This window comes from Gordonibacter faecis, assembly GCF_030077735.1.
In the GTDB taxonomy this organism is placed as follows: Bacteria; Actinomycetota; Coriobacteriia; order Coriobacteriales; family Eggerthellaceae; genus Gordonibacter; species Gordonibacter faecis.
Map to the genome: position 1 here is coordinate 207,664 of NZ_JASJEU010000013.1, position 14,608 is coordinate 222,271.

Genomic DNA, 14,608 nt, shown 5'->3' on the forward strand with positions numbered 1-14,608 from the left:
CGAGATGAGCGCACAGTTGGGACACCGGTTGTGCCCAGCTTGCGGCGCGGAGGCTCCCGACAAGGTCGCGCGTGCGTGCCCCTCCTGCGGCGCGGCGCTGCCGCCACCGTTTCCTGCTTTGCCGGATAGGCCGGAGTCAACTCAACAAATCAAAAACAGTGTATAGTGAATGAAGCCGCCAGTGAGGCGGCTTCTTTATATATAAGATGTTTTGGCTTGAGTTTGCGAAGGCGTTACGCCCGCTGGGTGAACGGGTCGCCCACTTCTATTTCTGGTTCGGTGAAGAGGTAGCTGGGGGATATGCCGAGGGCATCGGCTATGCGGAACAGCTTGTTAATGCTGATGTTGCTGATGCCGTTTTCCACTTCAGAGAGGTATCCCTGGTTGATGTTCGACATGAGGGCAAGCTGTTTTTGGGAGATGTTTTGAGCCTTACGCGTCTCCACGATGCGCTGCCCAAGCTGCCTTCTTTTGTCGAAATAATCCATACCGTGAAGGCTATCTAAGCCGCGATCTAATGAATCGGTTATATCCGAACTGGCCAAAAAAGAGCGATAATCTGCAGCAATTCCCGACCTATTCGCAAAGAAAACGCGCTTTCTGGCACTTTCGCGCATTCGGCAAGCGTCAGACTTTTCGGTCCAAAAACCTCAACAAATAGGGCCAAGACGAAAGTTCTGCTTCTCTCCGCACTTTGTAGGAAAAGCGGCCCCGTAAAACCCTTCTCAATGAGGATATGCAGGAAAAACGCTGGCAGATAGACTAACGGTACGCCATGGCTCGATTGAAAGCAAGTGGGGCGGAACCCCGCTTGCAAGGTTGCTTCTTCGTGAGAAGGAGGAAGCCTCTTGCGGGCCGGCATCTTCACTCATTTCCGTCGGCTCCCTTCGCACGTGGCGAAGAAAGAGGAGTCCTTCCCCTCACGCGCTGCGATCAATCAAGCCAGCGACCCCTGCTTTGGCATGTGCTAATCGGGTCGTTCAACGAGAAAGGACGTACGCTATGTGTTTCAGACCGCCAACTGTGGAAGGGCAAGCAGAGAAGGCCTGCCCTTCGTGCGGTGCCGAGAATTCCGCCGACGCTGCCGTCTGCGCCTCCTGCGGCAAGCCGCTGCCTGCGGTTCCGCAATCGCAGGCTCCCACTGCTCCCAAGAACCCGGGAGCGCCCAAGAATCCCGGCGCGCCCAAAAACCCGGGAGCCCCCGTGGCCCCCAAGAACCCGGGAGCCTCGCAGTAGCAAAGAGGTGCTTTTACCAACAGAGGAGGGGATAGGTTCATGGCAAGGAAGAAAACGCACTATGCGTGGGTTGTGCTGGTGGCCTGTTGTGCTCTGACGAGTGGTTTGGGGATATTGATTTCATCCGCTGGTCAGTGGTTCGCCCCGGTGACGGGGGAACTTGGTTTCAGCGTCACGGAACTGACGCTGTACATGTCCGTCTGTTGTTTGGGGTTCGCCGTGGTTTCGCCCTTTGTGGGGAGGGTGCTTGCCAAGGTGAATGTCCGTTTGTTCCTCACCCTTGGGTATGCCATATGTATCGCTACCCAGGCTGCCATGTCATTCTTTAACGCCCCTTGGCAGTGGTGGATATCGGGTGCGGTACTTGGCTTTGTAGGTGGGTTTGTATTCATGATTCCTACCCCCATCATTCTGGGAAACTGGTTCGCGAAGAAAACGGGGCTCGCGGTAAGTATTGCCATGTCCTGCTCGGGCATTGCGGCTGCCATCATGAACCCTATCGCAGCAGCGCTCATCGCCGGCGTGGGGTGGCGCACCTCCTACCTGATTGCCGCCGCCATTGCTGCAGTAATTGTGTTGCCTTGCACGCTGTTCCTCATCCGCTTCAAACCTGAGGACAAGGGCCTTTTGCCGTACGGCATTGATGAGGCAAGCGAAAGTGGTGCCGAAGAAGCAACGTCCATCATGGCCGAGGGTGTGCCTGCGCGTCGCGCCTTCCGCTCCCCGTCGTTCTGGCTCCTAGCGCTGGTGCTGGCAATGATAGCCATTCTGAGTTCGTTCTCGCAGCTGCTTCCTGTGTACATGGAGACTATCGGCATGGTGGCCATGGTTGGCCTCATCGCTTCTATGGCCATGATCGGGCAGTTTGTGGGCACGCTTGGCTTGGGCGCGGTGAGCGACCGGTTCGGTGGCACGGCTACCGGCTTGGTGGGCTTTGCGATAGCGGGAGTTGGTTTCCTCCTGCTGATCTTCTTCGGCCAAATGGTATTCGGTGATCTTGCTGGTGGCGTTCTCTATGGTGCAGCTTTGGCGCTGGGTTCTGTGGCACCGCCGCTCCTCTGCCGCAATGCCTACGGCAACCGCGACTTCGCCAAGTTGTATTCATCGCTCATGTTGGTCATTAACGGTATGGCGTTTGTTGGTATGCCCCTGTTGTCGCTCACGCTTGACCTGACCGGCAGTTTCTACCCGGCACTGTGGCTCGGCTTTGTCCTGTGTGTTGTTGCCATCCCCACGCTCATGGCTTCTATGGGTATTGCGAAGCGCCTGCCGCGCGAAGGTGGCGCTGAAGAGGAAGTGCAAAAGGAAGGGGGTGCGCTGGAAGAGACCGTTGTGGCATAGCGTGCAGTTCGCGTAAGCGAGAGAGATACAAGAGAAACGAGAAAGAGGTCAAAATGAGTGAGAACGAGAATTTCGTCTACACTGCCTGTCAGGGATGGGGGTGCCATGAGCACTGCGTTCTGAAGACCTATGTGAAAGACGGCGTCATTGAACGTACCGAGCGCGCTATTCTGAAAGGGCCGCGTGCTGAGCGTCACCGCGTCTGCCAAAAGGGCATGGTTGTGGGCAAGCTGCCCTACATCAAAGAGCGCATCCTGCATCCGCTCAAGCGCACGGGTGAGCGCGGCGAGGGCAAGTTCGAGCAGATCAGCTGGGATCAGGCTATCGAAGAGATCACTGAGAAGATGCAGGATTCCATCGAAAAGTACGGCCCCGAAACAGTCATGGTCAACACGTTTTGCTGTGGCATCGTGGGCGGCGTGGGCGCTCTTGAGACCGCTCTTACCCTGCGCCTGATTTTCACCTCGGGTGCCACGCGTTTCCACTTTCCCATTATCGACGTGGCGGGTCAGTGGGAATACAACATTGAAGACGGTGACGGTGGCTTCACCATCATGTCCGACACCGATGCCCTCGCTGATGCAAAGTACCTCATCACCTGGGGTGGTAACCCGGTTGGGTGGACGCGTGCGGCTCACACCACGCGTACCATCATCGACGCGCAGGAAAAGGGTATGAAGCTGGTGCACATCGGCCTTGTGTATGACTGCACGGCTGCCAAGGCGGATCAGTTTATTCCCATTAACGCAGCGACGGATGCGGCACTGGCTCTGGCCATGGCTAAGATTGTGATTGACGAGGACCGCGTAGACGAAGACGCCCTGCTCAAGTACACGTGCGCACCGCTTCTTATCCGCGACGACAATGGCCAGTACCTGCGCGAGGCCGACATCAAAGAAGGCGGCGACCCAAAGACGCTTCTGTGCTGGGACAAGACCACCAACGGTCCTGCGCCCATCGGTCCTGCCGAGAGCATCGACCGCGACCTGGAAGACCGCACGTTCAGCTCGTTTGCGAACTACCGCACTAACACCACCGTGTCAGCTGAGGACCTCGACCCTGAACTGGACAAAATCGTTGAGATCAACGGCATCGCCTGCAAGACCGCCTTCGCGAAGCTGAAAGAGCACCTGGAGCCGTGGACCCCGGAAAAGCAGGAATCTATCACTGGCGTACCCGCGCAGGTGGCAATCGATCTTGTGCACGAATACATGGACGCCGACCCCGGCTGCATCTACTTGAACGACGGCCTGCGCTACTCCAACGGCGGCCAGGCGTACCGTGCCATCAACCTGCTGCCCATTCTCACGGGTAACTTCGCTAAGCGCGGTGGCCGCATCACCATTTCGCCTCTGGGCGACGGCGAGACGGTCTATCTGAACGACACCGAAATGACCATGCCTGATGGCTACGAGAACATGAAGGGCAATCAGGTCTCCTTCGATGAGATTCTGGAAAGCTTCGATCATCCTGAGCGCCAGCAGTACCGCGTTTATCTCAATACCTACGTGAACCCGGTGCACGCGTGGCCTAATCCTAAGGTGGTGTGCGACCAGTTCCTGAAGCGGCTCGATCTCATGATTGACATCGACTTCCGCATGACCGACTCCACGGCTTGGGCCGATTACGTGTTGCCGGTGTGCACGCCGTTTGAGCGCGAGGAAATTTTGGCCACGGCGAACACCATGACGCTGCTTGAGGCTGCCATCGAACCGATGGGCGAGTCCAAGCCTCCTTCGTTCATCTATTCAATTTTTGCCAAGGCTATGGGTGTGGGCGACTACTTTGAGGGTATGGAAGACGCCGATTGGCATCGTTTGCGCCTGTCCGGAGGCGACCCGAAGCTTGGCGGACCCGAGCCCATCACCTATGAGCGCCTGAAGGAAGAAAAGACCATCCCGCTGTACGGTGCGGTGGATGATACCGATGTCTACGCACGCAAGGCGTGGAAGTTCGACACGGTTTCTGGTCGCTACGAGTTCTACTGCGAGGACCTGGCAGGTGCCGGCGGCGGCTTCGGAACGTACGAAGAGCCGCGCCTGCACGACCCGGAGAAGCTGGCCGACTACCCGCTGCAGATGTATCCGGGGCGCCACCGCGTATTCATGCAGACGCAGTTCACCGAGTTCCCGGAGCTCACGGCTATCGGCGGCGACAAGCCACGCGTGTCGCTGAACCCCGCCACCGCTAAGGAGCGCGGCATCAAGGAAGGCGACCTCATTGAGGTGTACAACTACCAGGGCAAGATGACCTCGGTAGCCACGCTTTCTGAGGCGTTCCCGCCGGGCATGGCTCACGTGTGGTACGCCTATCCGAAGAAGTTCCACCGCGACAATCCGCCGACAGTTTTGTCGACCACGCTCACCGGTCCTGAGGCGCACACCCCCATGACGGACGAGTGGGAGCGTATCAACACGGCGAAAAGCCTGGCCGCAGGCGTGCCGAAGGCGCTGATCTACAACGGCCTCGACCGCGTTGAAACCTACTGGGAGGACCTCTGTGAGGTCCGCAAGATCGAGGAGGCATAAACCATGGCTACACCCGCTATTTTGGTGAACGTTAACCGCTGCACGGGGTGCTGGACGTGTTCTTTGGCCTGCAAGGTAGGCCACAAACTGGGCACCGACGAGTGGTGGCAGTATGTCAATACCATCGGTGACGGCAAGGGTGTGGACAGCCCCGGCGGCACCTGGCCAAACCTGTTCATGAAATGGGAGCCCGTTTACACCAAGAAGTGCACGTTGTGCGCCGACCGTACGGTGGAGGGAGATCAGCCCTTCTGCGTGTTTAACTGCCCGACTGAGGCACTCACCTATGGTGATGCCGATGACCCCGAGAGCCCCTTCAACGTGCGCATTGAAGAGTTGAAAGAACTGGGCTTCGGCGTATACAAGCGTCACGCCTGGGAAGGCACCCGCGACAACATTTACTATGCGGAAAAGGTAACAGCCATCTAGACACTTCCTTCTGTCCCTGCGCGTCCTGCTGAGGTGGGGCGCGCAGGGACACCTCGTAGTAGAGATCAAGGACAAAGTAGAAATGAAGAAGAAGTTGCATTACGCATGGATCGTGCTTGTAGGCTGCTGCGGACTCACCTCGACGATGGGTATTATTCTGAACACGGGCGGGCAATGGTTCGCCTCAGTGACGGGGGAATTGGGTTTCAGTACCACAGAACTCGGGCTCTACTTGACGGTTTGCTCGTTGGGCCTGGGTTTGGCGGCACCGTTTGTGGGGAGGCTTTTGCCCAAAGCGAACATTCGCGTATTGCTCACTGCCTGCGCGCTGGCGAGCGTTGCCGCGTTGGGCGCCATGGCGTTTTACGATGCCCCTTGGCAATGGTGGGTCTCGGGTGCAGTTATTGGCCTTGCGGGTGGCTTCGTGTTTCTGGTGCCCGCGCCCATAATTTTGGGAAACTGGTTTGCCAAAAAGACCGGGTTCGTTGTGGGTATTGCCATGGCATGCACCGGCATTGCTGCGGCTATTATGAATCCTATCGTTGCGACTCTTATCGCGTCGCTGGGTTGGCGTACCACGTATCTGGTGACGGCGGCCATCGCTGCAATCATTGTGTTGCCCTGCACGCTCTTCCTCATCCGTTTTAAGCCTGAGGACAAAGGCCTTCTGCCCTATGGTGCAGAAGCTTTCACTGCCGAGGGCGTACAGTCTTCTGGCGCGCCCTCGTCCGCCTCTGAGGGTGTGTCGGCGAAGCGCGCCTATCATTCGCTCGCATTTTGGCTGCTGTTCTTCGCATTTGTGGCGTTTTCTATGCTGGGCGGCTTCTCGCAATTGCTTCCGCTGTACATGAGCAACGTGGGATTGACGGCTATTGTTGGCCTTATTGCCACCATGGTTATGATTGGGCAGTTCAGCGGTACGCTGGGTCTGGGGGCGGTCAGTGATCGGTTCGGTGGACTGGTCGCTGGCATGCTGGGTTCCGGCATTGTGCTTGGAGGCTTTTTGCTACTCATCTTCTTCGGAAACCTCGCGCCGAGCGCGCTGGGTGGCGGGCTCTTCTACGGCGTAGCTCTGTCGCTTTCAAGCGTGACGCCCGCGCTGCTCTGTCGAGATGCGTTTGGCAACAAGGATTTCGCTTCGCTGTACTCCACGCTCATGTTTGCGGTGAGCGCTGTGGGGGCGTTCGGCATGACCATTATCACACTCATTCTTGATACTACCGGTAGTTTCTATCCGGCGCTGTGGTTTGGCGTGGCGCTTTGCGTGGCCGCCGCAGCGGCGGTTATCACGTCCCTCAAGCTGGCGAAACGACTCCCACGCGAAGCGTAGTAGCTCGGGTGTAAGAGGGTGTGGCTACGAGGCACCACCGCGACATCCAGCAACAAATGAAGAGCCGTGTCGCACCTGCGGCGACACGGCAGAATACGACAAGGAGCAGGGATATGAAAAAGGTACGGACGGTATGCGGCGACATCGCGCCTGAACGTCTGGGCACCACCATGATCCATGAACATGTCGCTATCAATCTGAGCCCCGTTACTGCGGGGTCGCGGACGTTCTTTCCCCAGATAAAAGACGAGCAGCTGACACTGGAGAATCGCAATCTCAAGTTTCTCCAGAGCGGCGCGTGGTCCATGGCTCCCGAGGTGATGGATACGTCGGGGGATGACTATCTCAAGTTTATTGTGAATGAATTGAAGGAGTACAAGGCGGTTGGCGGGGAAGCGCTGTGCGAGTGCTCGGTCTACGGCATCCTGGGCAGGCCGTACGAGGATTTGGTGCGCGCGTCTGAGGAGTCGGGCGTCAATATTGTTTATGGTGTGGGGATGTATCGCGACTCCGTGCGCCCGGCCAAGTTTCAGGGCAAGTCTGAAGACGAAATCAAGACGCTATTTGAGGCTGACATCGACAATGGTTTTGAGGAAACCGGCATCAAGCCGGGCTTTTTGAAAGCCACGTTTTCCGGCTTGGCTGACGGGCGGCTGCCCTTCCCCGGAGAGATGGATGTGTTTCGGGCGGTTGCGCGTATTTCGGCCGAGCGCGGCATGCCCATGATGGTGCATCTGGAAGTGCCGCCGCTCAGCGGCGACCAGATTCTTGGATTCGCTGAGCTGGCGATTGCTTTGGGGGCCGACCCGAAAAAGGTGCTCTTCTGCCATGCGCAAAGTCTCGTGACTTCTCCTGATGGTCGTCCGGAAATGATAGCCGACGTTATCAAAAGTCATCAGCCGCGCTTCAGCATTGAACCCCACCAGCGGCTACTTGATTTGGGAATCAATATCTCCTTCGACAGTTTCGGCAACCAGGCCGTTCAGCCCTTCGAGTTGGGTGGCGCGAATGTGGTGAGCGAGTATCTGGAGTTGAGTGCCGTCTACGAGTTGTTGAAGTTGGGCTATGAGGGACAGATCATGCTGGGCCACGACTTCTGCTGCAAGTTGTCCGCCAAGGCCTACGGCGGCTACGGCTACACGCGCGTACCCACCTTCGTCTGCGACATGCTGGGCCAACTAGGCTTCGCCGATGCCGCCCACCGCATGATTACAACAAACCCTGCCGAGTTCCTTGCGTTTTAGGGGTTGAGCGGCGCGCGGGCGAAGCTTTTGTTTGAAGTTGGTGTGTGTCGGTGCCAGCGTCTGGTTCGGCACACACTGGCTGCACATTGCTCGGTAGTGTGCATTTTTGTTATCATCGTGGTGCGGGCAAGTATCCAAAATGCGCAGGTGATGAGGCGCATCCAAGCCGAATAGGGGCGGCGTATGGAACTGGGATACGGCTATATACGTGAGTATATGACAAAGCGGTTCACCGTTCTTTCTGCGAGTAAAGATAGGCGCGCGCGTTATGCGATGCCTGCGGTGTATAGCAAGGGTGTGCCTGTTGAGGCGAAGCGCATCTACCTGATGCGTCTGGAATCTGCAAATGATGAGCGCGTAATTTGCGAGGACATTCTATCTATTATCTGCTGCGAGTCGGGTACGTACTTGTCGGAGAGTGAGGCGCTCGGGCGTCCGCAAAGGAAAGGTCGCACGCTGTACCTTGAGGTTCCTGATGGTGGACTTCTTGAAGTGTGCGCGAGCCTGCTGGATCTGTTCCATCGCGAGGGTGTGTGGCGTGAAGCGCTCTGGCGCTTGCATCAGGACCGTGAGGGCAGTACCATTAAGAACTTTTTGGACGCAAGTGTGGATTTGTTTGACGGCATGCTTGTGTACTATCCCGCTGGTGAATGGCGTGGTTGCGTTTTCTCGACGGCGGATGATTGGAAAGCCACCCGCGTGTGGGGTCTGGTCGATGAAGACGGCCGTTACTCCGAAGAAATTGATTATAGCTGTCTTGAAGAGGCTATCGGCTCCACCGAGCCGCTTGCGACGCAGATCACTGACCGGTTCGGCGATGTCTTAGACGTATTGGCGGTGCCGGTGAGAGTGAGTGACGGGTCGTGTTTGGGACTGCTGTTGGTGCCCCTTCCGGATGGACTGGCAACTGAGGCGCAGACGTGGCATCTTTCCCAGCTGCGAGTTGCCCTTGAGGCGTTCCTGAACACCCAGACTTCCCTTGATGGGAAAGAGATCGTGTCGCCCCATTCCCTTCTTAAGCTGCTCTTGTCCGACAAGACCGAGAACCTGCGGTCGATTAAGCGACATCTCAAGGCGTTTGGGTTTCCCCACTGCGGGAACTATGCGTGCGCTATCGTTGATCTTAATACTTACGGAAGCTACAAGACTATTCCCTTGCAGCAGAATTGTGCCATCATTGAGGGCATGGGGGAGGGGTATTTGACGGTTCAGCACGAGTCGGATGTGTTTGTCCTGGCTGATCTCAGTCGCTGCAAGCCGGCCCTGCCGGAGTTCTTCCAAAAGGTGGTCAAGTATTACAGTGCCTATCCGATGCAGATTGGGGTTAGTTTTCCGTTCTCCGACTTGTTGCAAGTGGGTAAGTATGTCCAGCAGGCCAAGGCGGCGCTTGAGTTGGGCGCTGAAGCCCATCCGTCGCGGAAGACTCACTGGTTCACTGACGTTGCGGCAACGTACATTCTTTTGCATGGCACCGAGCGGCTGCCGGCTCGTATGCTTTGCTCACCAGGGGTGCTGGAGTTGCAGAAGCAGTCCGACAGCGGCGGTGTCGACTACCTGGAAACACTGACCTCTTACATCGAGAATCTCTATAACGCTTCGCTCACCGCCAAGGCGCTGCATATCCATCGTAGTACGCTGCAGTATCGCCTTGAGCGCATTGCTGCCATCACTGAACTAAACCTCGAGGATCCCGACGACCGCCTCTATCTAGAATTCTCCCTCGCCCTACTACGGCAACGGTAGACGGGTGGGAGGGGGAGGATAACCTTCTCGACTCTGACTTGAATGCATGGAAAACCTCGCGCTAGGATGGCTGAGGTTGGTTGAATACAGCCTCGTTTGTTATAGCTGAGCGCTTGAAGCGCTGCGTTTTGGACAAGCTGCGAAAATCACGAAAAGTGGTGTGCAAATCGCCAAAATCGGCGAAAAGGGCCTCGGAAAGGGCTTAAAAGGCCTGTGCTACACTGGCCTTGCCGCAGGGAGAAGTCGGGCAGGGGGAGACTTTCATGCAACGCGAGCGGGCCGCTCAGTCGGACATTTCCATCGATATGAAGTTCCTGCATCCCAATGCTGGGCAAACGCCGTTGCGCGAATTCACACTTCGTATCCCTCTGTTATGTGTGTTAGGTCTTTCCTTTTACCTGGGTTGGATATTCTGTCTATTCTGGAGTCCGTCACTGCTTCCTCACAGCGTTTTTGGTGACTTTGGTGCACATATTGTACGCACGGCTATGACCGTTGCTATGTTTGCGGCTTACGTTGTATTTGGCGTGTTTGCTCGATTCTTTGCCTCTCGTAGGGGTGAGACTGCCTTGCGTGTGGTGGCGCTCTTGTGCTGTCCTTTTGCTGGCGCAGTTGGACTACTTCCTGCGAATACTGATGTTGCTTGGGGCATTTTCCTTTGGTGTGCGAGTGGAGTGGGTAGTTCCGCACTGCTGCTTGTGTGGTCTAAAAAATTGGTAGTACTCAACCGAAAGCAAATTATCTTTTCAGCATCGAGTGCCTTCCTTGTAGGATCGCTTTTCTATGTCGCCACAGCGTTCATGCCCTCGGGTATTGCCTATACTGCCACGGTTTCGCTTCCTGTAGCTTCTGTTGTACTTGCGTGGTTGGCTCTTTCGCCTTCAGTTGTGTTCGCGCAGTTTGACGAAGAAGGTACCAGTTGTGCAGTGGAAGACAGTATTGCGTTTCAAGATGATGATGTATCAAGTAATATATGGGTCGATTCGGACGAAGGCGAAGTTCTGGCTGAGGGTGTTGAAGCGGGACAGCGCTTCTCCTTCATGCGTACCGTGTTATTAGCATTTGCTTATAGCGTCGGCATCGGTTTTGTGGGAGCTTCTGCAACGGTGGAGGCGTACTATCCTTTTACCGTGCATGTAATAGCCATGGCTAACGTGATTGCTGCTGTATTTACGGTATTGTTTTTAGTTCGCAAGCCTCGCAACATTGCACTTATCCTGACAGAAGTTTTTTTGCCCATTATGCTTATAGGGATCTTTGCGTTCTCGTTCGCAAACTATGTAGGGCAACTTCTCTGCCTTCTTGTTTTGTTTGCCCTGTTGGCGTGCCATGACATTGTGGACATCGCTAGCGTTTCTAAGAGTTTTCGCCTTTTTGACGAAAACTATGTAAAAACCTTTGCGGTAGGGCGTACGTTAAATGGGCTAGGATGCACATTGGGGTGGATTGTAGGTACCGTGATGTGCTTCGGATTTGCCGGTGACCCGCTCGGGCGTATGTTTATCTGCTTTGCTCTTGTGGTGTTTCTTGTAGTGGCCACCAGTTTCGCTGTATTTCATCCCGGGCCTCTTTCCTATGTTCGCGAGGTAAGAATTGATGCGGAACGCTCGGCGCGTCAAGCTATATCCGGTGGAATAGGGGAAACGCTAAAGCTTAAAACGAGTCTCGTGGCGCAGCGCTACGAGTTAACTCCGCGCCAAACAGAGGTGCTGTGCTGTCTCGCACAGGGTCGCAATGCGGGTTATATCGCCGATCGTTTTACCATATCGGCACATACCGCTAAAAGTCATATCTACAACATATATAACAAATTAGGGGTCCATTCGCAGCAGGAGTTGCTCGATATTGTAGAAGCCGAGGAGTGCCTCTTTCAGGAAACGACTGAACCTCCTGATGATCGGCTCGTTTAACGCCTTCATACTCAGAGTCTGATCTTGGGCGCGTCAGGTTCTGCGTGCCTTGGCCGGCAGCGTTGGCCGCTCTAACCTGCCACTCATACACCGATGCTGAAGTTGCTTCCGCATCTTGGCCAAAGGAGGGCTTTTATGTCCAATTCCACCATACGTCATCGATCAAAGCTTAGTACAAAGGCCACATTGCTTCTATGCGCCTGCGACAGCAACGCGCTTGGCTCTGAAATGACGCCTATCCTAGCGGTGATGGCGCTCGCGTTTCCGGGGGAGAACGTGAACCTGCTCGTCGCTTTGCCGCCGCTGTGTATCATTCCCGCATCGCTCATTGCGGCAAAGTTGTCGTATTACATTAGCCGTAAAACTATTCTTACCGTGGGTCAGTTGTTGTTTGTTCTTGGCGGCATTGGGGGTGCATTCGCGCCAAATTTCGAAGTTTTACTATTTACGCGAGTACTCTTTGGGCTGGGTTGCGGTCTTGTGTACCCCATCGTGCCCACGCTTATCTCGTACTTTTTTGCGGGACAGGAGCGCGCGGGAATGATGGGCGGTGCGAATGCGGTCGGGTCAATCATTGCCATGGTGTTCTCTACCCTTTCGGGGACGTTGGCTGTTATTGGTTGGCATGTGCCGTTTTTTGTGAACGTCTTCTTTGTGTTTGTACTGATTATGCAAATCATATTTCTACCAAAAGTACCGCCCGAGAAAGATCTTGCGTTTGCCCAGGAGGCCGCCGCGCTTTCGCCGGAGCAAAGGCGTATCGGTGGGCGAGCATGGATGGGTATTTTGCTCATGTTTGTATCTATGACTATAGGCATGGTGTATCTGTTGAAAATGGCTATTTTCATTCAGGAATCGGGCATTGGTGATTCTGTTATGGCTGGATTCGCTTCGTCGTCTACCACGTTTACGGCACTTCTCATATCGCTTGTGTTTGCGCAGATATTTAAGCATCTGCGGCGCTATACCGTGCTTGTTCCTATGGCAGCTATTGCGGCCTCATTTACGCTGCTTGCGTTTGCGACCACCCCTGCGGGAGTGTTTGTGGGTGCTATTGTCTATGGTATATATTTGGGCACCATCATTCCGTATTTACAAACCGCTCTCAGCGGGCTGGTGCATCCGTGTCGACGAACCTTTGCGCTTTCAGCACTTTCAATTGCCATGTTTGCGGGGCAGGCGTGCTCGTCGATATACGTCGCATTTGCTGAAGGTGTTGTTGGCGGAAGCACAACGGCTCTGTTTGAACTTATGTCTGCCATGTTTGCAGTGCTCTTTGTAGTTGTGCTTGTTTACCTGGTGCTAACGCGAAAAGATGCAGCGTATCCATACGGCGACGTGACGGAGTAGCTCATGTGTTGCCCTTGTATTCATTGTGGGAAGTGCGTTGAAAGGCAGGGTCGCTGTATCGCTTGTTACGAGAAATTGCCAAGTGCAACAGTGCGCTGCTGTCCGGTTTGTGGTGCCGCGCAACCACCTCCTCCAGGCGAACGGTTGCTTGCGAGATCAATACAACAAAGTGCTCGATACGGCGCACGAAGTACAAAATGAGACTTCTCGTCACATGCGTACTTGAAGCAAAAAGGGGGTTGCATGATGGACGTGGAGAAAGCTTTGCTGATTGATTATGAGTATTGCCTCGGCTGTTCCGAGTGTGAAACGACGTGCATGGAAGCGCATGGACTTGGACCCGACGCACTGGGTATCAAGGTTACAAAGCTAGGTCCGTGGAAAACGCGGGATGGATCGTGGCAGTATGACTTCGTTCCGTTGCCTACTGATTGGTGCGACTTATGCGAAGAGAGGGTAACCCAAGGTGGCCGTCCTGCTTGCGTACGAAGGTGCCGCTATGGTGTTATTACCTATGGCTTTGTTGATGAGTTAATGGAGTTGTTTACCGGTAAGTCCAAGATGTTGCTGTTCACGCCAAGGAGTGCGGATGGACGGTAGTGGTGCGCTGGTTCTTACCCTGTCGCACTAGTCCATGGAGCTAAACAAATGCTTGTCAATACCTCGAATACCTTTTGCTGACTTTGCAAGCAGCGTGTGATGAAGGGAATCCCAGATCGCATCAATGTGAGTGGCATAAAACGCGCGTAAATCACTCTCATCAAAGGTACCCTTTTTCCTGAACCGGTACAAGTCGTTGCAGTGGCGGTAGAGTCCCATGACAATGGATGCGCATAGAGCCACCATTTCATTGGGCTCTATGCCTGCACGCAGTTGCTCTTGCTTGAAGAGATTGCAGTAGATCGATTCGCTCGTGAGAATGTTTTCTAATTCGAAGCGCGCGAACATACCGGACTCGTCGCGCGCGGAATGTAGGATATAGCTGACATCAAACAGCCCAAACATCAGCTTGAAGTCTTGCACCATGGTTTGGAGAACCTGTTCTTTGAGTGGCATGTCGGAAGGCAATCTGCCAGCGAAGGCCTTGAGCGCAAGAATATTTTCCTTGCCGAATTTTCGCAGAATAGACTCTTTGGTGGGGAAGTACTTGTAGAGGGTACGTGTGGATACCTCTGCCTCTGCGGCGATGTCGGTAAGCGTGGTTTTTTGGTAACCCAACTCGCAAAACAAACTGATGGCGGCATCGTAGAGCCGCTGTTCCATCGCCTGCTTGTTCTCTTGTCGACTCGGCATAACCGCCTCGTTTCTTTAGATGCACCTGGGAGCCATTCTAACGAGAACCGTCTGATGTGCCAAGTCGGTGCGGGGGGAGCATTTCCTTCACGAGATGAAACTTACTTTTTTCTTGTTAGCCTTCGTGCCGAGGCGGCAGGGACGTATCGGGCTGAGTGAAATCGGTATCTGATGGTGTTTCTGCCCCAGGCGGTTGGGGAAAAG

Annotated in this window: 13 protein-coding genes; 10 read left to right on the forward strand and 3 right to left on the reverse strand. The window is 55.0% G+C overall.

Going from position 1 to position 14,608, the window contains the following annotated elements:
* Positions 1 to 233: 233 nt before the first annotated feature.
* Together QNJ86_RS07375 and QNJ86_RS07380 are read right to left on the reverse strand one after the other, a co-directional pair.
* Positions 234 to 617: a helix-turn-helix domain-containing protein gene (locus tag QNJ86_RS07375; RefSeq protein WP_347278119.1), complete on the reverse strand. Its 384-nt coding sequence runs from the start codon at positions 615 to 617 to the stop codon at positions 234 to 236.
* The gene (locus QNJ86_RS07380) at positions 527 to 862 is read right to left on the reverse strand and encodes a hypothetical protein (protein ID WP_283831959.1); all 336 of its coding nucleotides are present in this window, start codon (positions 860 to 862) and stop codon (positions 527 to 529) included. The genes QNJ86_RS07375 and QNJ86_RS07380 overlap by 91 nt, the downstream gene beginning before the upstream one ends.
* Positions 863 to 1,002: 140 nt before the next feature.
* Between QNJ86_RS07380 and QNJ86_RS07385 the strand changes: the two genes are divergently transcribed.
* From QNJ86_RS07385 to QNJ86_RS07430, 10 genes are all read left to right on the forward strand, one after another.
* Positions 1,003 to 1,236 carry a zinc ribbon domain-containing protein gene (locus QNJ86_RS07385; protein ID WP_283831960.1) on the forward strand — a complete coding sequence of 78 codons (234 nt, stop codon included), beginning with the start codon at positions 1,003 to 1,005 and terminating at the stop codon, positions 1,234 to 1,236.
* Positions 1,237 to 1,275: 39 nt separating this feature from the next.
* Positions 1,276 to 2,577, forward strand: coding sequence for an MFS transporter (locus tag QNJ86_RS07390; protein WP_283831961.1), 1,302 nt, complete (start codon positions 1,276 to 1,278; stop codon positions 2,575 to 2,577).
* A gap of 53 nt (positions 2,578 to 2,630) precedes the next feature.
* On the forward strand, positions 2,631 to 5,105 hold the full coding sequence (locus tag QNJ86_RS07395; RefSeq protein WP_283831962.1) for a molybdopterin-containing oxidoreductase family protein: 2,475 nt from the start codon (positions 2,631 to 2,633) through the stop codon (positions 5,103 to 5,105).
* A gap of 3 nt (positions 5,106 to 5,108) precedes the next feature.
* Positions 5,109 to 5,534 (forward strand): 4Fe-4S dicluster domain-containing protein, encoded by a 426-nt coding sequence (locus QNJ86_RS07400; RefSeq protein WP_283831963.1) that lies wholly within the window; start codon positions 5,109 to 5,111, stop codon positions 5,532 to 5,534.
* 82 nt (positions 5,535 to 5,616) lie between these two features.
* Positions 5,617 to 6,864: an MFS transporter gene (locus QNJ86_RS07405; protein WP_283831964.1), complete on the forward strand. Its 1,248-nt coding sequence runs from the start codon at positions 5,617 to 5,619 to the stop codon at positions 6,862 to 6,864.
* Positions 6,865 to 6,977: 113 nt separating this feature from the next.
* The gene (locus QNJ86_RS07410; RefSeq protein WP_283831965.1) at positions 6,978 to 8,108 is read left to right on the forward strand and encodes a phosphotriesterase family protein; all 1,131 of its coding nucleotides are present in this window, start codon (positions 6,978 to 6,980) and stop codon (positions 8,106 to 8,108) included.
* Positions 8,109 to 8,291: 183 nt separating this feature from the next.
* On the forward strand, positions 8,292 to 9,851 hold the full coding sequence (locus tag QNJ86_RS07415; protein WP_283831966.1) for a PucR family transcriptional regulator: 1,560 nt from the start codon (positions 8,292 to 8,294) through the stop codon (positions 9,849 to 9,851).
* A 263-nt stretch (positions 9,852 to 10,114) separates the two neighbouring features.
* A complete protein-coding gene (locus QNJ86_RS07420; RefSeq protein WP_283831967.1) occupies positions 10,115 to 11,761 on the forward strand; it encodes a response regulator transcription factor in 1,647 nt (548 codons plus the stop codon).
* Between the two features lie 135 nt (positions 11,762 to 11,896).
* Positions 11,897 to 13,111 carry an MFS transporter gene (locus QNJ86_RS07425; protein WP_283831968.1) on the forward strand — a complete coding sequence of 405 codons (1,215 nt, stop codon included), beginning with the start codon at positions 11,897 to 11,899 and terminating at the stop codon, positions 13,109 to 13,111.
* 243 nt (positions 13,112 to 13,354) lie between these two features.
* Positions 13,355 to 13,711 carry a 4Fe-4S dicluster domain-containing protein gene (locus QNJ86_RS07430; protein WP_283831969.1) on the forward strand — a complete coding sequence of 119 codons (357 nt, stop codon included), beginning with the start codon at positions 13,355 to 13,357 and terminating at the stop codon, positions 13,709 to 13,711.
* 27 nt (positions 13,712 to 13,738) lie between these two features.
* Here the strand turns inward: QNJ86_RS07430 and QNJ86_RS07435 are convergent, their stop codons facing one another.
* Positions 13,739 to 14,404: a TetR/AcrR family transcriptional regulator gene (locus QNJ86_RS07435; protein ID WP_283831970.1), complete on the reverse strand. Its 666-nt coding sequence runs from the start codon at positions 14,402 to 14,404 to the stop codon at positions 13,739 to 13,741.
* Positions 14,405 to 14,608 lie beyond the last annotated feature (204 nt).